This window comes from Amycolatopsis sp. CA-126428 (assembly GCF_002904335.1).
Classification (GTDB): Bacteria; Actinomycetota; Actinomycetes; order Mycobacteriales; family Pseudonocardiaceae; genus Amycolatopsis.
Genome location: NZ_PPHF01000019.1, coordinates 58601 through 78705 on the forward strand (window position 1 = coordinate 58601; position 20105 = coordinate 78705).

General features: G+C 72.1%; 17 protein-coding genes. 11 read left to right on the top strand and 6 right to left on the bottom strand.

The window, feature by feature from the left end; translation table 11 throughout:
- The first annotated feature begins 7 nt into the window (after nucleotides 1–7).
- The 4 genes from rapZ to C2L58_RS04530 all read left to right on the top strand — a co-directional run bounded on the left by rapZ (nucleotide 8) and on the right by C2L58_RS04530 (nucleotide 4015).
- Entirely contained in the window at nucleotides 8–865 is an 858-nt protein-coding gene (gene rapZ, locus C2L58_RS04515) for an RNase adapter RapZ (protein WP_014466867.1), read from the top strand.
- Between the two features lies 1 nt (nucleotide 866).
- Nucleotides 867–1859: a gluconeogenesis factor YvcK family protein gene (locus tag C2L58_RS04520; protein ID WP_103336075.1), complete on the top strand. Its 993-nt coding sequence runs from the start codon at nucleotides 867–869 to the stop codon at nucleotides 1857–1859.
- Nucleotides 1859–2851 carry a DNA-binding protein WhiA gene (gene whiA, locus C2L58_RS04525; RefSeq protein ID WP_103336077.1) on the top strand — a complete coding sequence of 331 codons (993 nt, stop codon included), beginning with the start codon at nucleotides 1859–1861 and terminating at the stop codon, nucleotides 2849–2851. Before C2L58_RS04520 ends, whiA begins: the two co-directional genes overlap by 1 nt.
- 159 nt (nucleotides 2852–3010) lie before the next feature.
- Complete coding sequence (locus C2L58_RS04530) at nucleotides 3011–4015, top strand: glucosyl-3-phosphoglycerate synthase (protein WP_103336079.1); 1005 nt, start codon at nucleotides 3011–3013, stop codon at nucleotides 4013–4015.
- 3 nt (nucleotides 4016–4018) lie between these two features.
- Here C2L58_RS04530 and C2L58_RS04535 read toward each other — a convergent pair whose 3' ends face one another.
- Entirely contained in the window at nucleotides 4019–4879 is an 861-nt protein-coding gene (locus C2L58_RS04535; protein ID WP_103336081.1) for a sterol desaturase family protein, read from the bottom strand.
- Between the two features lie 70 nt (nucleotides 4880–4949).
- On the opposite strand from C2L58_RS04535, the gene C2L58_RS04540 reads away from it, so the two are divergent.
- Together C2L58_RS04540 and C2L58_RS04550 are read left to right on the top strand one after the other, a co-directional pair.
- Nucleotides 4950–5558 carry a TetR/AcrR family transcriptional regulator gene (locus C2L58_RS04540; protein ID WP_233225546.1) on the top strand — a complete coding sequence of 203 codons (609 nt, stop codon included), beginning with the start codon at nucleotides 4950–4952 and terminating at the stop codon, nucleotides 5556–5558.
- 535 nt (nucleotides 5559–6093) lie between these two features.
- On the top strand, nucleotides 6094–6462 hold the full coding sequence (locus tag C2L58_RS04550) for a hypothetical protein (RefSeq protein WP_013224654.1): 369 nt from the start codon (nucleotides 6094–6096) through the stop codon (nucleotides 6460–6462).
- A gap of 52 nt (nucleotides 6463–6514) precedes the next feature.
- Here C2L58_RS04550 and C2L58_RS04555 read toward each other — a convergent pair whose 3' ends face one another.
- From C2L58_RS04555 to C2L58_RS04565, 3 genes are all read right to left on the bottom strand, one after another.
- Nucleotides 6515–9079, bottom strand: coding sequence for a PQQ-dependent sugar dehydrogenase (locus C2L58_RS04555; RefSeq protein ID WP_103336085.1), 2565 nt, complete (start codon nucleotides 9077–9079; stop codon nucleotides 6515–6517).
- 453 nt (nucleotides 9080–9532) lie between these two features.
- Nucleotides 9533–10366: a coproporphyrinogen III oxidase gene (locus C2L58_RS04560; protein WP_103336087.1), complete on the bottom strand. Its 834-nt coding sequence runs from the start codon at nucleotides 10364–10366 to the stop codon at nucleotides 9533–9535.
- Nucleotides 10367–10405: 39 nt separating this feature from the next.
- Nucleotides 10406–10843 carry a PPOX class F420-dependent oxidoreductase gene (locus C2L58_RS04565; RefSeq protein WP_103336088.1) on the bottom strand — a complete coding sequence of 146 codons (438 nt, stop codon included), beginning with the start codon at nucleotides 10841–10843 and terminating at the stop codon, nucleotides 10406–10408.
- Between the two features lie 142 nt (nucleotides 10844–10985).
- Here C2L58_RS04565 and C2L58_RS04570 point away from each other — a divergent pair, with 142 nt between their 5' ends.
- The 4 genes from C2L58_RS04570 to C2L58_RS04585 are packed head-to-tail and all read left to right on the top strand — an operon-like array spanning nucleotide 10986 to nucleotide 18577.
- The gene (locus C2L58_RS04570; protein WP_103336090.1) at nucleotides 10986–12443 is read left to right on the top strand and encodes a hypothetical protein; all 1458 of its coding nucleotides are present in this window, start codon (nucleotides 10986–10988) and stop codon (nucleotides 12441–12443) included.
- The gene (locus tag C2L58_RS04575; protein WP_043788290.1) at nucleotides 12443–13243 is read left to right on the top strand and encodes a hypothetical protein; all 801 of its coding nucleotides are present in this window, start codon (nucleotides 12443–12445) and stop codon (nucleotides 13241–13243) included. The genes C2L58_RS04570 and C2L58_RS04575 overlap by 1 nt, the downstream gene beginning before the upstream one ends.
- Nucleotides 13244–13266: 23 nt before the next feature.
- On the top strand, nucleotides 13267–17751 hold the full coding sequence (locus C2L58_RS04580; protein WP_103336091.1) for a hypothetical protein: 4485 nt from the start codon (nucleotides 13267–13269) through the stop codon (nucleotides 17749–17751).
- Between the two features lie 37 nt (nucleotides 17752–17788).
- On the top strand, nucleotides 17789–18577 hold the full coding sequence (locus tag C2L58_RS04585; RefSeq protein WP_103336093.1) for a TIGR03620 family F420-dependent LLM class oxidoreductase: 789 nt from the start codon (nucleotides 17789–17791) through the stop codon (nucleotides 18575–18577).
- Here the strand turns inward: C2L58_RS04585 and C2L58_RS04590 are convergent.
- Nucleotides 18574–19056: a YybH family protein gene (locus tag C2L58_RS04590; RefSeq protein ID WP_103336094.1), complete on the bottom strand. Its 483-nt coding sequence runs from the start codon at nucleotides 19054–19056 to the stop codon at nucleotides 18574–18576. The two genes, C2L58_RS04585 and C2L58_RS04590, sit on opposite strands and share 4 nt — an antisense overlap.
- Before the next feature lie 39 nt (nucleotides 19057–19095).
- On the opposite strand from C2L58_RS04590, the gene C2L58_RS04595 reads away from it, so the two are divergent.
- Nucleotides 19096–19440, top strand: coding sequence for an ArsR/SmtB family transcription factor (locus C2L58_RS04595; protein ID WP_103336278.1), 345 nt, complete (start codon nucleotides 19096–19098; stop codon nucleotides 19438–19440).
- Here the strand turns inward: C2L58_RS04595 and C2L58_RS04600 are convergent.
- Entirely contained in the window at nucleotides 19421–20065 is a 645-nt protein-coding gene (locus C2L58_RS04600; RefSeq protein ID WP_103336096.1) for a LysE family translocator, read from the bottom strand. The genes C2L58_RS04595 and C2L58_RS04600 overlap by 20 nt on opposite strands.
- Nucleotides 20066–20105 lie beyond the last annotated feature (40 nt).

The following is a 20105-nucleotide window of genomic DNA, read 5'->3' on the forward strand; positions in this document are numbered from 1 at the left end:
CTCCGGCATGGAGGTCGCGGTCGTGTCCGGGTTGTCGGGGGCGGGCCGCAGCACGGCGGCCAAGTGCCTGGAGGACCTGGGCTGGTTCGTCGTCGACAACCTGCCACCGGAGCTGATCGCCACCATGGTCGAGCTGGGCGCGCAGGCGCGCGGCGCGATCACGAAGGTGGCGGTGGTGATGGACGTGCGCTCGCGCGCGTTCACCGACGACCTGGCCTCGGTGATCAAGGACCTCGACGCCCGGGGCTACAAGCCGCGGGTGCTGTTCCTGGAGGCGACCGACGCGGTGCTGGTGCGGCGGTTCGAGGCCGTCCGCCGGGGCCACCCGATGCAGGGCGACGGCCGCCTGGCCGACGGCATCACGGCGGAGCGGACGCTGCTGGAGCCGCTGCGCGAAGAAGCCGACCTGGTGCTCGACACGTCGTCGCTGTCGGTGCACGACCTGCGCGCCAAGATCGAAGACGCGTTCGGCTCCGAGGCCAGCACCCAGACCCGCGTCACCGTGCTGTCCTTCGGCTACAAGTACGGCCTGCCGATGGACGCCGACCTGGTGATGGACGTCCGGTTCCTGCCGAACCCGTTCTGGATCCCGGAGCTGCGCGAGCACACCGGCCTCGACGGCGAGGTCCGCAACTACGTCCTCTCGCAGGAGGGCGCCGAGGAGTTCCTCGACCGCTACCACCAGCTGCTGCGGCTGATCGGCGCCGGCTACAAGCGCGAAGGCAAGCGGTACCTGACGCTGGCCGTCGGCTGCACCGGCGGCAAGCACCGCAGCGTGGCGCTGTCCGTCGAGCTCGCCGAGCGTCTGTCCAAAGAGGACGGGATGGCCGTGAAGGTGGTGCACCGCGACCTTGGTCGTGAATAACGTGCGCGCGGTCGCCCTCGGGGGCGGCCACGGACTGCACGCCACGTTGTCCGCGGTGCGGCGGGTGACCCCCGACGTGACCGCGGTCGTGACCGTGGCCGACGACGGCGGATCCTCCGGCCGGTTGCGGCGCGAACTCGGCCTGCTGCCGCCGGGCGACCTGCGGCAGGCGTTCGCCGCCTTCGCCGCCGAAGACGGCGGCACGCTGTGGGCCGAGGTCTTCCAGCACCGCTTCGGCGGCGACGGCGCACTGGCCGGGCACGCGGTGGGGAACCTGCTGCTGGCCGGGCTGTTCGAGGTGCTCGGCGATCCGGTCGCCGCGCTCGACGAGGCCTGCCGCCTGATGGGCGTCTCGGGCCGCGTGCTGCCGATGTCGCCGGAGCCGCTGGAAATCGAGGGGCGGGTCAGCGGCCTCGACAGCGAGGACCCGGCCGCGGTGCGCACGATCCGCGGCCAGGTCGCGGTGGCCTCGACGCCGGGGCAGGTGCAGCGCGTCAGCCTGCACACGCCGGGCCGGTCGGGGCGGCCGCCGCAGGCGTGCGCGGAGGCCGTCGAGGCGGTGCTCGCCGCCGACGTCGTGTTCCTCGGGCCGGGGTCGTGGTTCACGAGCGTTCTCCCGCACCTGCTCGTGCCGGGACTGCACGACGCGCTCGTGCACACGGCCGCGACGAAGGTGCTCGTGCTCAACCTTGTCCCCCAGCCGGGGGAAACCGCGGGATTCTCGCCGGAGCGTCACCTCGACGTACTCTTCGAACACGCCCCCGATCTGCGGGTCGACGCGGTGATCGCGGACCGCGATTCCGTCCCCGACCCGGCGAATCTCCGCCGCGCGGCGGAACGGCTGGGCGGCCGGGCGCACCTGGGGGCGGTGGCCGACCCCGGAGTGCCGGGACGGCATGATCCTGATGCGCTCGCGCGAACGATGCGGGAGGCTCTCGGTCTCGTCGGGGACGGGGAGCACGGGGGAGGAGCGAAAGGCAGGGAGGGGCAGTAATGGCGATGACCGCCGCGGTGAAGGACGAGCTGAGCCGGCTGGAGATCACGAAGATCGGGCCGCGCCGGGCGGAGGTCGCGTCGCTGCTTCGCTTCGCCGGCGGGCTGCACATCGTGGCCGGCCGGGTGGTCGTCGAGGCGGAGCTGGACACGGGCTCGGTCGCGCGACGGCTGCGCAAGGAGATCCACGAGCTGTACGGCCACCATTCGGACGTCCACGTCATCACCGCCAGCGGCGGGCTGCGCAAGGGCACCCGGTACGTCGTGCGCGTGGTGAAGGACGGCGAGGGCCTGGCCCGGCAGACCGGGCTGATCGACCAGCGCGGCCGCCCGGTGCGCGGGCTGCCCGCGGCCGTGGTGTCCGGGGGAGTGGCCGACGCGGAAGCGGCGTGGCGGGGCGCGTTCCTCGCCCACGGCTCGCTGACCGAACCGGGCCGCTCCTCGTCGCTCGAGGTGACCTGCCCGGGCCCGGAGGCGGCGCTCGCCCTGGTGGGCGCGGCGCGCCGGATGGGCATCCAGGCGAAGTCCCGCGAAGTCCGCGGAGCCGACCGCGTGGTGGTCCGCGACGGCGACGCGATCGGGGCGCTGCTGACCCGCCTGGGCGCGCACGCGAGCGTCCTGCAGTGGGAAGAGCGCCGGATGCGCCGCGAGGTCCGCGCGACGGCGAACCGCCTGGCCAACTTCGACGACGCGAACCTGCGGCGCTCGGCCCGCGCGGCGGTGGCGGCGGCGGCCCGGGTGGAGCGGGCGCTGGAGATCCTCGGCGAGACGGCCCCGGACCACCTGCTGGCGGCCGGCCGGCTCCGGCTGTCCAACCGCCAGGCGTCCCTGGAGGAGCTGGGTCAGCTGTCGGAGCCGCAGATGACGAAGGACGCGGTGGCGGGCCGGATCCGGCGGCTGCTGGCGATGGCGGACAAGCGGGCCAAGGACCTCGACATCCCGGACACCGAGTCGGCGGTCACGCCCGAGATGCTCGAGGAAGAAGAGGCCTGACCAGCTCGCACGGCCGGCGGTCGCCCGTTCGTGGTGCCGCCGGAGGTTAACGGGATCGGTGCCGTCCGGGCCATCTCGTAACACCCCGGTAGCACTCCGAAGAAGCCGAGGAAACGCGCAGCCCCCAGCCTCGGAGACGACCGAGGGAAGGGGAAGATCATGCGCAACGCACACCTGCAGGTGACGCCCGCGGTCGGCACCTGGCTGGCCCGGCGCAGCAGCAAGGCCGAGGACTGGACCACCGAAGAACTCGTCGCGGCCAAGCGCGGCACCACGGTCTCGGTCGTCATCCCGGCGCGCAACGAGGAAGCGACCGTCGGCGCGATCGTCGCCGCCATCCGCGAAGAACTGCAGGAACACCACGCACTCGTCGACGAGATCCTCGTCGTCGACAGCCACTCCACCGACGCCACCGCCGAGGTCGCGGCGGCCGCGGGGGCGGACGTCGTCGCGCAGGACGCCGTCTTCCCCGCCCTCGAAGGCCTGGCCGGGAAGGGCGAGGCGCTGTGGAAGGGCGTCGCGGCGACGACCGGTGACCTCGTCGTCTTCGTCGACGGCGACCTCCACGACTTCACCACGAGCTACGTCACCGGCCTGCTCGGCCCGCTGCTCACCGATCCGTCGGTGGCCTACGTCAAGGGCTTCTACCACCGGCCGCTCGGCGACCAGGCCGACGGCGGCGGCCGCGTCACCGAGCTCGTCGCACGGCCGCTGCTCAACATGTTCTGGCCGGAACTGTCGGGGTTCGTGCAGCCGCTGGCCGGCGAGTACGCGGGCCGCCGGGAAGTGCTGGAGAGCATCCCGTTCGTCGTCAACTACGGCGTCGAGATCGGGCACCTGATCGACCTCACCGAGCTGCGCGGTCTCGACGCGCTGGCCCAGGTCGACCTCGGCCACCGCGTCCACCGGCACCAGAGCACGCAGGCGCTGGGGCGGATGGCCGGGCAGATCATGCTGACGCTGTTCGACCGCCTGGAGCGCTACGACCGGCTGGTCACGGCGGTGCCGCCGGCGACGCTGCTCGCCCAGTTCCAGCGGGGCACGTCGGCCGACGGCGTCGAGCGCGAACTGGTGCTGACCGACCTGACCTCGCCGCAGCGCCCGCCGCTCGAGAGCCTGCCGGCGTCGATCCGGCCGGAGAACGCCCTGCAGGAAACGGCGTAGGTCTCACGCGGGCACGTGTTCGGGCTGCCAGCCGGGCGGCCCGAACACGTAGCCCGCGCGCTCTCGCCACGTCCGGGCCGTGCGGAGGTCGCGCAGGATCGAGCCGTACTCGTGGAAGCCGACGCTGAGCAGGTGGTACGTCCCGATGTTCTTCGTCAGCCCGTACGTCGGCCGCCGGCCCTCGGGGACGAAGCTGCCGAACATCCGATCCCAGATGATCAGGATGCCGCCGTAGTTCGCGTCGAGGTATTCGGCGTCGCTGCCGTGGTGGACGCGGTGGTGGGACGGGGTGTTGAAGACGTACTCGAACCAGCGCGGCAGCTTGCCGACCTTCTCGGTGTGCACGAAGAACTGGTAGACGAGGTCGATCGACAGGCCGGTCAGGATCAGCCACGGCGGGATGCCGGCCAGCGCCAGCACCGACCAGAACGGCAGCTGGAAGTACGGCGTCCACTTCTGGCGCAGCGCGGTCGAGAAGTTGTAGTGCTCGCTGGAGTGGTGCACCTGGTGCCCGGCCCAGAGCAGCCGCACGCGGTGGCTGGCCCGGTGGTAGGCGTAGAACACGAGTTCCTGGCCGAGCAGCATGAGCACCCACGTCCACCAGTCGCGCGGGTCGAACTTCACCGGCGCCAGCTCGAACAGCGCCGCGAACACGACCAGCATCACCAGCCGGAACAGGGCGTTGACGCCGACTGCGACCGTGCCCATCAGCATGCTCGTCCGGGTGTCGGCGACGCTGTAGCCGATGACGCCGTCGTCGTGGCCGAGCACGTGCACCGCGACGATTTCGATCGTGACGAACAGCAGGAACACCGGAATCGCGAACAGCACGGGGTCGCGCAGGTGCACCAGGAACTCGGCCACGTCGCCTCCTCTCATCTGACCATGCGGTAACTTACCCTTGGGTCACTTTACGCACGGTAGGCTCTGGCCTGTGACGGAGTCAAGGGCGGTCGGGACCAAGGGGATGCCCCGCGAAGAGCGCGAGGCCCAGCTCGTCGTGGCCGGCACCGAAGAGTTCGGCCGGGCGGGGTACGCGGGCGCGTCGATGGTCGAGATCGCGCGCCGGGTCGGGGTCACGAAACCGTTGCTGTACCAGTACTTCGGCTCGAAGGACGGCCTGTACCTGGCCTGCCTGCACCGCGCGGGCGGCCGCCTCACCGACGGCGTGGCGACCACCATGGCGGCCGGCGGCGAGCCCGACCAGATGCCGCTGAAGGTGCTCGCGGCGATCTTCACGACGTTCGACCACGACCGTTACGCGTGGCGCCTCCTGCGCGACGCGACGGTCCCGTCGAGGGGCGACATCGCCGCCGCGGCCGCGGACTACCGCCGCCGGCTGGACGCGTTCGCCGTGCTCGGCGCCACGCAGCTGCTGACCTCCCGCGGACTGGCCGACCCGGCGGACATCGAGGCCGTGGCGCAGGTGTGGACCGGGGTGGTCGACTCGTTGATCAGCTGGTGGATCGACCGGCCGGAGGAAGACGCCGACGCGATGACGGCCCGCTGCGCCCGCATCATGGGCGGCCTGTTCGGCTGGTGAGGTCCGGCTGCGGCCAGGGCGCCGATCGGGTCAGCCGCTCCCGCTCCCGCTCAGCTCGGCCAAGGCGGCACGTACCTCTGCGGCCGGTCGGCGGCGTGGGCAGATCCTGCGCGAAACCGTGCCAGTAAGCCGCGATCGCGCTCGATTCGCGGACGACGACGTCCGGAGCCGCCGGCGCGGGCCAGAACCGCACAGCCCGGTGATGAGGAACGAATGTCCGGGCAAGGCGGCGCCGCACAGCCTGTTGCGCTGGCCGGCGAAGCACGCCGCCAGGTCACCCTCGACCGGCTCCGCCTCGTCGTCGTGGACGTAGATCTGTCCATAGTGGACGTGAACGTCGCCGTGGACCACGGTTCGCATGGCGGCCAGCTTCGGGTGCGAAGCCCCAGAAGATACTGCCAGTTTCGGTTTGCCGCTTTTGCCCGCTTTTGTCGACACGGAGAGTGCTCTTCGAGAATTCGTTGCTCGAATGGCGTAGCGAAACCGCCCCGGTTCGCGATTAATCTGGGAAGCCGTCCCGTCGAGAGGTTGCCCCATGCCCGAACCAGCCGCATCCATCCCGGCCGATCCCCGGCTCGCCGCGCGGTTCACCGAGGACCTGCTCGACGGCTGCCGGGTGCTGGCCAAGGATTACGGCTACCGGCCCGCCCAGTTCGAACGCATGGTCCGCGAGCACGGCGGCGTCGAGGCGGCGCGGCTGCTGCTGCGCGGGGCCGGCACCGCGGGCGGGTTCACCGTGCTCTGGGAGAAGAACCAGCTCGGCCGCAGTTCCGAGGCGGTCATGCTCCGCGAGGAGTACGCCGAGCTGTTCACCCCCGACGAACTCCTGCTGGCCCGCCGCCGGCTGGAGGAACACGGCTTCGACGTCGACGCCCACCTGCGCCGGATTTCCGAGCCGGGCTGAGCGGGCGCGGCAGGGGTGACCGGCGCCGCTCCGGTCACCCCTGCCGCGGCTTCTAGGCGGCGGCGCTGGACTTGCCGCGCAGCACCACGTTCGCCGTCGACGCGCCCTTGATCGCCGTTTCGATCTGGGCCATCGTCGAGGACGACGTCAGGCCGGGGACCGTGGCGGTGTTCAGGGCGTAGAGCGTGAACGTGTACGGGTGGCTCGAGCCGCCCGGGCAGGGGCCGAAGAACTTCTGCGCGTTCGCCCCGCTGCCCATCGCCTTCTGTTTCGCGCCACCCTGGTCCGGCACGGTGTAGCCCGCGCCGAGGCCTTCCGGCAGCGACTTCGTGGCCGCCGGGACGTCCCAGATCGCCCAGTGCAGCTTGGTGCCGCTGTTGGCGACGTCGGCGAACACGACGGCGTAGCCCTTCGCACCCGTGGACTCGCCCCACGCGAGCGGCGGCGACGGGTCCTGGCCCGCCGTGCCGTCCCCGGCGCAGGTGTACTTGTCCGGGATGGTGGCGTTGTCGGCGAAGGCCGAGCTGGTCAGCTTGAAGCCGCCGGGGGTGCTGCCGCCCGGGAACTTCAACCGGACGATCACGTTGTCCAGCACCGACGGCGTGCCGCCGTTCTTGTCGTTGTTCGTCGAGGTCAGCCAGAGCCCGCCGTCCGGGGTCTTGGTGACCGAGCGCAGCCGGCCCCAGCGGCCCGAGAACAGCGTCGACACCGTGCCGACGCCGGTGCCCGCGGCGTTGATCTGCGTGGCGAACAGCTGCTCACCGGTGACGCCGGCGATGTAGATCCAGTCGTTGACGATCTCCACGCCGCTCGGCCCGGCCTGCGACGTCGACCAGGTCTTCTTCGGGGCGATGTAGCCGCTGCAGCTGCCCTGCGTGCCCTCGCAGCTGGGCCAGCCGAAGTTGCCGCCCTTCTGGATCAGGTTGAGCTCGTCCTGGCTGCTCTCGCCGAACTCCGCCGCCCACAGCTGGCCGCGGGAGTCCCAGGCCAGGCCCTGCGGGTTGCGGTGGCCGTAGCTCCAGACGTACCGGGCGTTGCCGCCGGTCGCGTAGAACGGGTTGTCGCTCGGGGCCGAGCCGTCGGGGTTGAGCCGCAGGATCTTCCCGTTGAGCGAGCTCTTGTTCTGCGCGTTGTCGCTGTTCTTGGCGTCGCCGACGGTGGCGTACAGCTTGCCGTCGGGACCGAACTTGATCCGGCCGCCGTTGTGGTAGCGGTTCTTCGCGATCCCGGTCAGCACCGGCGTCGACGTCGACGACAGCGTGCTGCCGTCGTAGGTCATCTTCACGATCCGGTTGTCGCCGGAAGCGGTGTGGTAGAGGTAGATCGCGTGGTCGGACGCCCAGTTCGGCGAGATCGCGAGGCCGAGGAGGCCGCCTTCGCCGTTGGTGCCGACCGCGCCCGGCACCTTGCCCAGGGTGGTCTTCTGGCCGGACGGCGTCACCAGCAGGACCTCGAAGCGGTCCCGCTCGGTCACCAGCGCGTTGCCGTTCGGGAGGAAGTCCACCGCCCAGCCGAGGTCGACCTTCGCGATGTCCTTGTCGTACTCCGGGATGCCCCCGGCGCCGCCCGGAGCGCTGGTCTTCGCCGTGACGGCGTTGCTGGCGGCCGAGGTGTTGCCGTCGGGGTCGCGGGCCTTGACGGTGAAGGTGTAGGACGTGCTGGGGTTGAGGTTCGTGATCGTCGTGCTCAGCGACGTCGTCGTGGCCACCTTGGTGGCGCCCTGGTAGACGTCGTAGCCCGAGATGGTGCCGCTGTTGTCCGTGGAAGCGTTCCACGCCAGGGAGACGCTGTTCGCGGTGACGCCGGTGGAGCGCAGGTTGCCCGGCACGCTGGGTGGGGTCGTGTCGTTGCTCGGCGGCGTGGTGAAGGTGACCACGTTGCTCTGCTGCGACGGGTTGCCGGCCGCGTCGTACGCGCCGACGGAGATGTCGTAGGCCGTGTTCGGGGTCAGGTTGTCCACGGTCGCGCTCGTGGTGTTCCCGTCGACGGTCTTGAGGATGTTGCCGCCGCGGTTGATCTCGTAGCGGACGACGCCGACGTTGTCCGTCGCGGCGGTCCAGGAGAAGGTGGCCGCGGTGGGGAGGATGTTGCTCGCCTTGAGGTTCGTCGGCGGCGTCGGCGGCTCGGGGTCGACCGGCGCGGTGAAGGTGTCGGTGAGCTTGTCGGCGTTCGGGCCGCCGTTGGCGGTGGTCGCGGTGGTCCGGACCTTGTTCACGCCCGCGGTGAGCTGCACGGTCGCGGTGACGGTCTTCCAGGTCGTCCACGCGCCGGTGGCGGGGAAGTCGACGGTGCCCTTGTCGCCGCCGTCGACGGTCAGCTTGACCGGCCGGTTGTCGGCGGTTCCGTTGGCGTAGCGGAAGGTCAGCGTGTGCGTGCCCGCCTGGGCCGCGTTCACGGAGTATTCGACGTAGCTGCCTACGACGTTGTCGAAGTTGACGAACCCGGTGCCTGAGTAGCCGGCGTGGTTCGATTCGACCGCGCCCTGGACGATGGTGGCGTTCTCGGACTCGTACTCGGTGTCCGCGGCGAAAGCGTTTACCGGGGTGAGCGCGGTGAGGCCGAGCGCCGCGACCGCGGTACCGGCCAGTACCGCACGCCACGGTGGACGGGGTGCCACTGGGAGCCTCCTGCGTTGTCGGGGGACAGGGGGTGACCGGGGCGGAATGGTCGGCGGACCACCGGCGGTAATAGTTAGGAAAGTTTCCTATCTATGGGTCAGATCACACACCCTCCGAGCGGGCCCTGTCAATACTCGACACGATGGGTTACCCACCGTGCCAATGGTTTCCCGCTGAGCGGGGCGTCCCCGGTTGCCTACCACCGAAGCCCACTCAGGGCCCACCACCCCGAAGCCCGATTGTCACTACGGACGGTGGTACCGCGTCAAGGCGGGAAAGATGCCTTGACCCGGCACCACCGTCCGCGTGCAGGCTTCGGATCGGGGTGGGGGAGGGGGTCTGGGTGGGGTGCCGGTTATGCGGCCGCCTGCCGTTTACGGGCGGTGAGGTACCTGGGGCGCTACTCCTTTGCCGGATCCCCGAGCTCAGCGGGGCGCCCCCCGTTTTCGACTCTACCGACGGGCACCGACAGTTTCGGCCGCCCAATCGCGCGGAACCAGGAACGACGCCAGTTCCGCCTCCGCGCTCCCCGGCTCGGGCGTGAACCCCGCTTCCCACCGCGCCAGCGGCGGCAGCGCCGAGAGGATCGCCTCGGCGTCGGCCTGCACCGCGGTCGCCGCGTCGTGGACCAGCGTGAACTCCACGTACCGGCCGCGGCGGTAGAGCTGCCACTGCCGCTCGCGCTCGCCGTGCGGCAGGTCCTTGCGCCGTCGCACGATCGGGACGTACGCCGGGACGATCGCGGCGATGCCCGCCGCCGTGAACGCCGCCGAGCGCCGCCAGCCGTCCGGGCCCGGCAGGTGCAGGTGGTCGAAGAGGATGCCGCCGATGCCGCGGGCTTCGTCGCGGTGCGGGAGCCGGAAACGGTCGTCGCACGCCCGCTTCGCCTGCGCGTGGAACGCCGGGTCGAGCGTGTCGCAGTGGTTCTTCAGCACCCGGTGGAAGTGCGTCGCGTCCGAGGCGAAGCCGTAGCAGGGGAGCAGGTCGACGCTGCCGCCGAACCACCACGCGTCCGCGGTTTCGCGGTAGCGGAAGTGGGCCTGGAACGCCGGGACGTACGGGTTGCGCGGGTGGAGCACGACCGACAGCCCGGCCGCGAAGAACTCGTCCGAGAAGGCCGCGCTGACGACGGCCCGTTCGAAGACGTCACCGTTCTCCAGCCGCCGCGTGCGGCCCGAGCGGCCGAAGCGCCCGCCGCCGTCGAGGCGTTCCAGCTCGGCCACCAGCTCCCGCTGGCCCGCGTTGACGATCGCCTGGACGGCGTCGCGTCTGTCCCCTGACGGCATACCCCCCACCCCCGGGGGCAGATTACCAGCGAACCGGGGTCAGCCGGCGATGTCGGCTCGCGCGATCACCCGGGTGATCTTCGCCCGGACGAGGGATTCCTCCGGGACGGCGTTGCGCTTGCCGTAGGCCTCGGCCTGCTCGTCACCCATGTACCGGCCGCCCAGCTTCGTCGCCCACTCGAGCATGTCGTCGTAGTCGTGGGTCAGCCGCGCCTCGGCGGTGAACTGGACGTAGGAGAACGGCGGCTTCTGGTCGTCGACGGCGAGCGAGATGCGCCCGTCGCGGGCGATGGCCTTGCCCTTGAGCGTCTCGGTGCCGGTGGTGAAGATCAGCTCGTCACCGTCCGGGCCCTCGTTCAGCAGGAACCAGATCGGCGTCACGATCGGGGCGCCGTTGGCCCTGACCAGGCCCAACATGCCGGTCCGGGTGCCTTCGGACGCGAACTTCCACCACTCGTCACGGCTCATCTCACGCATGAGGGGGACGTTAATACAAGCACTGCGGCGCGTCAGCGCCACCGTTGAGGGTGGTGGTGGGGGCATGGATGGAGTCACCCGCGCGTGCGCAGAGGGTGGCCGACTAGCCTGGCCTGCTGTGCGAGACGACGACAGGGCCGCGATGGGACTGGCCGACGAGGGGCTGACGCGCCGCCTCAAGGCGCTGGCCTGCACGGCGCCGCTGCACGACCTGGACGCGCGCAAGGCGAAGCTCGACTGGGCCGACGCCACGATCTACCAGATGGCCGAGATCGCGCTGCACACGATCGACCAGGTCACCATCGCGATGGACTTCGACACCGGCGCCGGCCACGACGAGGTCATCGACCGGCTGCTGCCGTTCATCGCCCAGCAGGCGCCGTCACGGATGCCCGAGGAACACGTCCGGGTGGCCAAGTGGGTCCTGGACAACCTGATCAACGTCGGCACCACCGAGCGCGGCTTCCGGCGCGTCTACGGCTCCGTGGGGCCGGGCGGCTACCAGCGCCGCCAGTTCGACTTCAAGCTGCTCGTCGAGCTGGCCGCCCGCGACGGCGAGGTCTACCTGCGTGCCACCGACGAGGCCATCAACGTCCTGGTCGGCGCCCTCGACACCGACGTCGAATCCGCGCAGATCGCCGCCGAGGTCAAGCTGGAGAACCTGATCGCGCGGGGTCGGTTGGCCGACGCGAAGCTGGCCGCCGAGCAGGCCCGCTACCGGACCGTCCAGTACGGCGAGACCCTGCGCGCGAAACTCGACGCCACCCGCCGCGACGTCCGCTCGGTCGACTGGGAACGCGAGGTCCCCGAGCTGCTGGACAGCGCGCTCAGCCACATCGAAGCCCGCTTCCGCGCCGAGAACGCCATCCTCAAGAACATCACCACCGCCCGCGACGAGACCGAGGACCTCGACCGCAAGCGCCGCGCCGCCGAGCTCGTCGACATCGTCGGCGACTGCATCCGGCGGCACACGCGCCTGCAGTCCCGGCTGGCCGACGCGGGCGCGGTCTTCCGCGCCGAGCAGGACCGCCAGCAGTTCTCCGGCCCGCCCCAGCGCGCGACCCTGGATCTCTTCGGCCAGCTCCTCGTGCCCACCCTGGGCCTTCCATTGGCCGACGCCGTCGCGCCGGCCGAGCACTTCTTCCACGCCGTCGCGGGCATCTCCGCCCCGGTCGTGCCGTCCCTGTCGTCGCTGGTCTCGCTGCTGCTGCGGCCGGCCCCGGAACGCGACCAGCTCGTCGGGGAGATCCCCGAAGCCGAGCTGATGCCCGCCGAGGTCACCGACAAGTTCGGCGACGACGTCTGGCGCGCCGCCGACGAACTCCTCGACCTTCCGGAGGTGCCGCGGCGGCTGTCGGGCCTGCTCGAAGAAGCCCGCCGCAGCCGCCAGCCCGGCCTCCCGGCCCTGGTCGCGCTGCGCGCGGTGCACGCCTACAGTCCCGGGGTCGGCGCCGCGCGGCGCCAGGGCGACCGGCAGGTGCTGGTGGCCGTCGACGACGGCACGCTCCTGGACGACCCGGACTTCGGCGGCGCCGACCTGCTGCTGTCCACCGCCGCCGTCGAGCGCGCCGACGAAGAAGAGAACGAGGAGGTCGCGTAATGGCGCTGTCCCACAGCAGCGTGGACGCCGAGGCCGCGGCCCGGCTGGTCGCCTTCGGCATGCGGCCGAAGCAGCTGCCCGCGCGTGACGTCGTCTACGGCGACCTCGTCCGCCGCTACGGCGAGGACAACGCGTTCAAGGCGCTCACCCACGCCGTCGCCGCCGGGCTCGGCCTGATGGTGCTCGAGGTCAACCAGCAGGCCGGCGCGGTCCTCGCGGCCACCGACGAATCCGTCTTCGAGATCAAGATGGACTCCTACGCCCGCCAGGCCAAGATCCGCGAGCGCCGCGAGACCGAGAAGGTGCTGCACGGCCTGATCCACCTGGCCACCGCGGCGCTCGGCTACCCGCGCCCGGACGACCTCGCCAACGACACCTACATCGGCCGCGTCAGCGTCGAGCAGGTCGACGCGATGGTCCGCGAAGCCGCCCGGATGCTCGACGAACGTGCGGCGGCGGCCGAGGCCAACAACGACCCGCTGGCCGACGCGCCCGAGCTGGAACAGGCCTGGCGCGCCTACACCCGGCGTCCGGCGGCGGCGGCCACCAAGGACGGCCGTCTCGCCGCCGACACCACCCGCGGCATGGTCAGCCGCGCCCTGCGCTTCCTCGCCGACCAGGGTTTCCTGGTCCCGGTGAGCGACGAGCAGGGCGGCACCTACCGGACCACGCCGCGCTACCAGATCCAGGTCCGCGAACTCGCCGCGGACGCCGCCTTCGACGACCTGCTCGCGCTCGACGTCGTGGCCGTCGCGACCGCCGGCGGCACGCTGCGCGCCGCGGCGTCCGACACGCTGTAGAGACACGCTGTAGAGGGGAATCGATGTACGAGCTTTCGCGGGTCCGCCTGCATTCGGTGGGCCCGGCGGGTGCCCGCTACCAGGACGTCGTGCTCGACTTCAGCGGCGTCGGCGCCAAGATCACCGCGCCCCAGCAGGACGCGCTGTTCAGCGCGGGCATCCACGCGACCGGCCCGGCCGAGCTGCGCCGCCCGTCCCCGGCGAGCGTGCTGTTCCTCGAGAACGGCGGCGGCAAGTCCGTGCTCATCAAGCTGATCTTCTCGGTGATGCTGCCCGGCCGCCGCCAGGTCGTCGGCACGACCAGCACCAAGGTGCTGGAGAAGTTCGTCGCCGCCAAGGACGTCTCGCACGTCGTGCTGGAGTGGCTGCACGTCGAGAGCGGGCACCGGATCATCACCGGCAAGGTCTCCGAATGGCGCGGGCACGTCGTGTCCGCCGACTCCGAGAACCTCGTCGACTCCTGGTACTGCTTCCGCCCGACCGCCGCGCTGGGGCTCGATGCCCTGCCGATGACGCAGGACGGCCGGCTGCTGACGATGTCCGGCTTCCACGACAAGCTCACCGCGGCCCAGCTGGCCGAGCCCGAGCTGGAGCTCTCCTGGACCCGCCGCCACCACGAGTGGACCGGCCGGCTCGACTCCCTCGGCCTCGACACCGAGCTGTTCCGCTACCAGCGCGCGATGAACGCGGGCGAAGGCGAAGCGGCGGACGCGTTCGCCTTCGGCACCGACGACGCGTTCGTCGAGTTCCTGTTGAAGGCGGTGATCTCCGAGGACGAGCCGAAGGACCTCGCCGAGGTCGTTTCGACGTATGCGCACAACCTCGCGCAGCGCGGGGACCTGCTGTCGGAACGCGATTTCGTCGCGGGTGCGCTCGACCTGCTGGGGCCGCTGGCCGCCGAAGAGGGTGTCGCCGCGGAGTCGCGGAAGATCGCGGAGTCGGCCAAGGCCGACATGGCCGGGCTGGCCGGCCGCGTCGTCGCGCGCAACGAACTCGAGAACGCGCGGCTGTCCGGCCTCGAAGACCACGTCACCGAGGTCAAGTCCGCGGAGAAGCTCGCCGAGGGCGACCACCGGCGGCTCGCCGCGGCCGTCACGGAACTGCGCCGCCTGGTCGCGGTGCTGCGCCTGGACGAGGCCCAGGAGGGCCGCAAGCGCGTCGACGCCGAGCTGGCCGAGGCGAAAACCGAGGCGGAGGCCTGGCGGGAGACGGCGACGGTCCTCAACCAGCTGAACGCCGCGCGCAAGGCGAAGGACCTGCGCGAACTCGTCGGCAGCCGGGAGGAAAAGGCACGGCCGGCCCTGAAGGCGCGCAACGACGCCGCTTCGGCGCTCGCCCGCGGGTTGCACGCGCTGGCGCAGGACGCCCAGCGCCAGGCGGACAAGGCCGAAGCGCACGCGGGCGCGTTGCGTGCCGAAGCCGAGAAGGCGCAGACCGAGCGCGACGAAGCCGCGAACCTCGCGGCCGCGCGCCGGGCCGAGGCGCGCGGGCTGACCACGCGGATCACCGAGCTGCGCGAAGAAGTCCAGGCCGCCGTCCGCGCGGGGTTGCTGCCTTCGGGCGCCGACGTCGCCGAAGCTTCGCGGGCCGCGCGTGCGGCCGCCGAGCAGGCCGCTGCGGAGCTGACCCGCCGTGAGCAGGAACTCGACCGCGTCGGCGCGGAGCTCCAGGCGGCGCAACGGGCCGTGAACGAGGCGCACCAGCTCGCGGGCACCACGCAGGACCGCCTCGAACGCGCCGCCGAGGACCTCGACCGCGCACACCGCCGGACCGACGCCCTCGCCGCCGAAAGCCGGCTGGTCGAGCTGCTCGGCGCCGACGACGTCAACCTGGAGAGCGACCTCCCGGTGCTGCTGGAACGGCTGCGCGAGGCGAGCGCGGCCGTCGAGAAGGAGCAGACCGCGCTGCGGATGGAGGAGTCCGCCGACGAGCGGGCGCTGGCCGCGCTGGGGTCCGGCGGGCTGCTGCCGCCCCCCGAGGACGTCCAGGCCGCGCTGGACGCTCTCGAAGAGGCCGGGATCACCGCGTGGTCCGGCTGGCGCTACCTGTCCAAACTGGACGCTGCCCGGCGCGCCGAGGTCCTGGAAAGCCTGCCGCAGCTGGTGTCCGGCGTGCTGCTGAACGACGCCGCGCACGCCGACCGCGCCCGCGAGGTGCTGACGACGCGGCGGCTGCTGCCGAGCGCGATCATCGCCGTCGGCACGACCGAGGCACTGCAGGCGCCGGCGCCTGCCGCGCCCGGTGTCGAGTTCCTCGTGCCGCCGAACCCGGCGATGTACGACGAAGAAGCCGCCGACGCCGAGCGGGAAGCCGTGGCGCGGCGGCACACCGAGCGGCAGCGGCGCCTCGAAGCGTTGTCCGCCAAGCTGGCCGCGGACGGCGCGTTGACGTGGAAGCTCACGACGTGGCGTGAGGACTACCCGGCCGGGGCGGTCGCCACCCTGGCCGAGCAGGCCCAGGCGGCCCGGACCGCGCGGGAGACCGCGCGGACCGCGCTGGTGCAGGCCGATGCGGAGTTCGCGCGGTTGAGCGAAAAGGCGGTCTCGCTGCGCGAGCGCGTCCCCGAGCTGAGGGCGGCCGCCGCCGAGGCGGAGGAGAAGGCGCGGCGGCTCGGTGAGCTGGGCGTCCGCAGCGCCCGGATCGCCCAGTGGTCCGAAGAGGCCGAGCGCGCCACCGAGATCGCCGAGCGCGCCGACCTCCAGGCGTCCGACGCGGCGGGCAAGGCCGCGCGGCTGCGCGAGCAGGCGGGGGAGGAGCAGCGCACCGCCGACGGGCACCGCCGGACCGCGAGCACGGCGCGCGCCGAACTGGCCGAGGTGCCCGGGGCGGCCGACGCCGCGGACGGCCCGGCGCCGGCCGAGCCGGTGGACGCGCTGCGGCGGACCTACCTGTCGGCGTCCGAGTCGTACGCGAAGGTCGAGGTCGGCAGCGACCTGCGCGGCGAGCTGGAGCAGGCGGAGTCCGCCGAAGCCGCCGCGGCCTCGGCGGTCGAGTCCATGGACGAGGCCGTCCGCGCCCGCGCGGCCGAGCTCCTGGAGACGCCCGACGGCTCCGACGCGTCGGCCAGGGCGGCCGCGCTGGCCCGCGCCCGCCGGGTCGTCGACGGCCTCGAAGACGAGCGCACCGAAGCGATCGGGCTCGTCTCGACGCGGCGCGCCGAGCTGGACGCGCTGCCGCTGCAGAACGGCGTCAACGGGGAGAAACCGCGGGACATCGAGCACGGCCTGGAGCTGATCGACGCGGCCGGGCTGGAGGCGTCGGCCGCCGCGCGCAAGTGGGAAGAGCTGCAGGAACGCCGGGCGGCCGCGGAAGCGACGCTGGACTCGGCGCGGACTTCGGCCTCGGGCTTCGCGCTGCTCGCCGAGTCGATGGGCCACCTGGTGACCGACACCGAGAAGGACACAGCCGCTGCCTACGACGGCGACGTCGACACCGCGCGCGCCCAGCACGCGCGGCTGAACGCCACCTTCAACCAGGCCCAGGACGCCGCCGACGCCGGCGACCGGCGGGTGCGCGCGGCCGCGGACCAGCTCGCGCAGTACGCGACCGAGAAGCGCTTCGAGAAGCTGAGCACCCCGGTGCGGCAGCAGGTCATCTCGGTCAAGCGCGACCAGCTCCCGGCGCACGCCGCCGAGTGGGCCGAAGCGCTGCGGCCGCGGCTGCGGTCGCTCACCGACGACCTCGCCCAGATCGACCGGCACCGCGGCGGCATCATCACGCGCCTGCAGGGCATGGTCGACGGCGCGCTGCGGACGTTGCGCTCGGCCCAACGCGTGTCCCGGCTGCCGGACGGCCTCGGCGACTGGTCCGGGCAGGAGTTCCTCCGCATCCGCTTCACCGAGCTGGAGGACAACGCGCTCACCGAGAAGCTCGGCGAGGTCGTCGACGAGGCCGCCGTCGGCAAGACGGCCGACGGCCGGGACGTCAAGCGCGACGGGCTTTCCCTGGTGCTGCGCGGCGTCCGGGCCGCGGCGCCCAAGGGGTTCCGCGTCGACATGCTGAAGCCGGACTCGGTGCTGCGGACCGAACGCCAGCGCGTCTCGGAGATCCGCGACGTGTTTTCGGGCGGCCAGCAGCTGACCGCGGCGATCATCCTGTACTGCACCCTGGCGGCGCTGCGGGCCAACAACCGCGGCAAGGTCCGCAACCGGCACTCGGGGGTGCTGTTCCTGGACAACCCGATCGGCCGCGCGTCGGCCGGCTACCTGCTGGAGCTGCAGCGGGCGGTGGCCGAAGCGCTCGGCGTGCAGCTGATCTACACGACGGGCCTGTTCGACGCGGGCGCGCTGTCGGAGTTCCCGCTCATCGTGCGGCTGCGCAACGACGCCGACCTGCGGGCGGGCCGCAAGTACCTGTCGGTGGACTCGACGATCCGCAACTCCCTGGACGACCTGGGCGAGCCGGACGGCGTCGCGCGGCTGTCGGCGACCCGGATGTTCACGCGAGCGGCTCTCGATGCCGCTGCCGATTCCGACGCCGATTCCGCCGAGGACGAACAAACGGCCTGACGGGAACAACGCCGCTTGCTTCCGGGTTCCTCCGCGCATGACGAAGCCGGGGCCGCTGGGCGCAACGCTGAACACGACCGGAGCGGAGGCCGTCGCGGCCGCCGCCGAACTCGAGGAACTGGGCTACGCCACGCTGTGGCTGCCGGGCGGCCAGGGGAACAACCTCCCGCTGATCGCCGAGGTGGTCCACGGGACCGCGACGATCCCGGTGGCCAGCGGGATCCTGCCGGTCGACCGCGTACCGGCGGCCGAGGTGGCGCGCGCGTACGCGGACCTGCCCGCCGGGCGGTTCGTCGTCGGCCTGGGCGGGGCGCACGGCCCGCGGCCGCTGGCGACGCTGAACGACTACCTCGACGAGATCGACGACACCGTGCCCGCGTCCGCGCGGATCCTTTCGGCACTCGGCCCGAGGATGCTGGAGCTGGCGCGGGACCGCGCGGCGGGCGCCTACCCGTACCTGGTGACGACGGACTACGTCGCTTCGGCACGCGAGATCCTGGGCGCCGACCGGCAGCTCGTGGTGCTGATGAACGTCGTCGCGGCGACCGACCAGGCCGAGGTGCGCGAAGTCGCGCGAGGTGGCTCGCTGAAGTTCCTGGCCGGGATGCCGGGCTACGCGGCCAACTTCCGGCGGATGGGCTTCACCGACGCGGACATCGCGGACCTGTCGGACCGGCTGGTCGACGGCCTGACCGTGGGGGGCGACCTCGATGCGGTCGTCGCGCGCCTGCGGGAGTACCGGGCCGCGGGAGCCGACCAGGTCGTCGTCCCGCTCGGCGCCCTCCCGCGCGAGTGGTGGCCGGAGCTGGTGAAGGCACTGGACTAGCCGCGGATCGCGGCCTGGTAGGCGGCGAGCGCCTCGGCGTCGTCGATGCTGCCGTGGTGGTGGACCTGCACCCAGCGGCCGTTCCCGTAGGCGAAGATCCGCGTCGTGCGGATGCTCAAGGGGACGGTTTCGGTCACGCGGTACTCGCCGGTTTCGCGACCGGCGAAAACCGCGTGGCCTTCGCCGGAGTACTCGACGATGTCGCCGAACTCGACGGTGACCCGGGCCGGGCCGTGGAACACCCGGCCGTACAACGCGGTGATCGCTTCGCCGCCGCGCAGGATGCCGCCCAGCGGGTTGTTCAGCTGGGCCAGCGGATCGGTCGTCCAGACGCGGCGCAACGCGTCGAGATCGCGCTGGTTGAAGGCGTAGTAGAACGATTCCAACGCGGCCAGGGCGCCTTCGCGGCCGGGGTCCGTGGCGGCGTCCAGGCGGTTCCGGGCGCCGGTGCCGAAGGTCGTGTCGAGGTGTGGCGGCACGGCTGCTCCTCAGTAGAGTGTTCGATGGAGGTCGACCAGATGAGTGTACGACAATCATCGAACACTGCGCGGGCGCGCGGGCTCACGCACGCGCTCCCGGCGGCGGTTTCGCTGCAGGACGCCCTGGCCGCGGTCGCCGACCCGGTGCGCCGCAGCATCCTGCGCGAGCTGGCCGCCGTGCCGGAATGGACGAAGGCGTGCGGCACGTTCGACCTGCCGGTGGCCAAGGCGACCCGCAGCCACCACTTCGCCGTGCTGCGCGCGGCGGGCCTGATCGAACAGCGCGACGAAGGCCCGCGGCGGCTGAACCGCTTGCGGCGCCCCGAATTCGACGCGGCTTTCCCGGGCCTGCTCGACCTGGTGCTCAGTCACCCCGGCCCGTGAAGGCGAGGGTGGTGCCCAGGCCGATCATGACGAGGCCGCCGGTGCCGCCGACCAGCTCCAGGCGCTTCGGCGAGCGGGCGAACCACGTGCGGGCGGTGCCGGCGACCAGCGCCCACGCGCTGTCGGTGGCCAGCGCGATCGCCGGCAGGCACAGCCCGAGGACCAGCATCTGCCCCGGCACCGACCCGGCGCCGGGGTCGACGAACTGGGGCAGCAGGGCCGCCAGGAACACGATCGACTTCGGGTTCGCGAAACCGACGACGAAGCCGTCGCGCAGCACGGTCCGGACCCGGCCGGGTGCGGCACGCACCTTCGCGGCCATCGCGTCGGTCAGCCTGCGGCGGTGGCGCAGAGCCTGGATCCCCAGGTACACCAGGTAGCACGCGCCGGCGATCTTGATCGCGGTGAACACGGCCGCGGACGTCGTCACCAGCGCGCCGAGACCGAACGCGACCGCGACCACCTGCGTGTACACGCCCACGGAGTTGCCCGCGACGGTGAGCAGCGCGTCACGCCGCCCGACGGTGAGCGCGCGGCTGATCGTGAACAGCACGCTCGGCCCGGGGACCACGACCATGAGGAACGTCAGCGCGGCGAAGGCCGCCAAGTGCGTGCCAGAGACCATCTCGCGAGGCTATCGCCTGGTCACCCGGCACGACCAGGAG

Coding starts and splice junctions, on each gene's coding strand:
- whiA (WP_103336077.1), top strand. CDS start 1,859: ATGGCGATGACCGCCGCGGTGAAGGACGAGCTGAGCCGGCTGGAGATC.
- C2L58_RS04600 (WP_103336096.1), bottom strand. CDS start 20,065: ATGGTCTCTGGCACGCACTTGGCGGCCTTCGCCGCGCTGACGTTCCTC.
- C2L58_RS04560 (WP_103336087.1), bottom strand. CDS start 10,366: ATGCCGTCAGGGGACAGACGCGACGCCGTCCAGGCGATCGTCAACGCG.
- C2L58_RS04580 (WP_103336091.1), top strand. CDS start 13,267: ATGTACGAGCTTTCGCGGGTCCGCCTGCATTCGGTGGGCCCGGCGGGT.
- C2L58_RS04595 (WP_103336278.1), top strand. CDS start 19,096: ATGAGTGTACGACAATCATCGAACACTGCGCGGGCGCGCGGGCTCACG.
- C2L58_RS04585 (WP_103336093.1), top strand. CDS start 17,789: ATGACGAAGCCGGGGCCGCTGGGCGCAACGCTGAACACGACCGGAGCG.
- C2L58_RS04550 (WP_013224654.1), top strand. CDS start 6,094: ATGCCCGAACCAGCCGCATCCATCCCGGCCGATCCCCGGCTCGCCGCG.
- C2L58_RS04575 (WP_043788290.1), top strand. CDS start 12,443: ATGGCGCTGTCCCACAGCAGCGTGGACGCCGAGGCCGCGGCCCGGCTG.
- C2L58_RS04570 (WP_103336090.1), top strand. CDS start 10,986: ATGGGACTGGCCGACGAGGGGCTGACGCGCCGCCTCAAGGCGCTGGCC.
- rapZ (WP_014466867.1), top strand. CDS start 8: ATGGAGGTCGCGGTCGTGTCCGGGTTGTCGGGGGCGGGCCGCAGCACG.
- C2L58_RS04530 (WP_103336079.1), top strand. CDS start 3,011: ATGCGCAACGCACACCTGCAGGTGACGCCCGCGGTCGGCACCTGGCTG.
- C2L58_RS04565 (WP_103336088.1), bottom strand. CDS start 10,843: ATGCGTGAGATGAGCCGTGACGAGTGGTGGAAGTTCGCGTCCGAAGGC.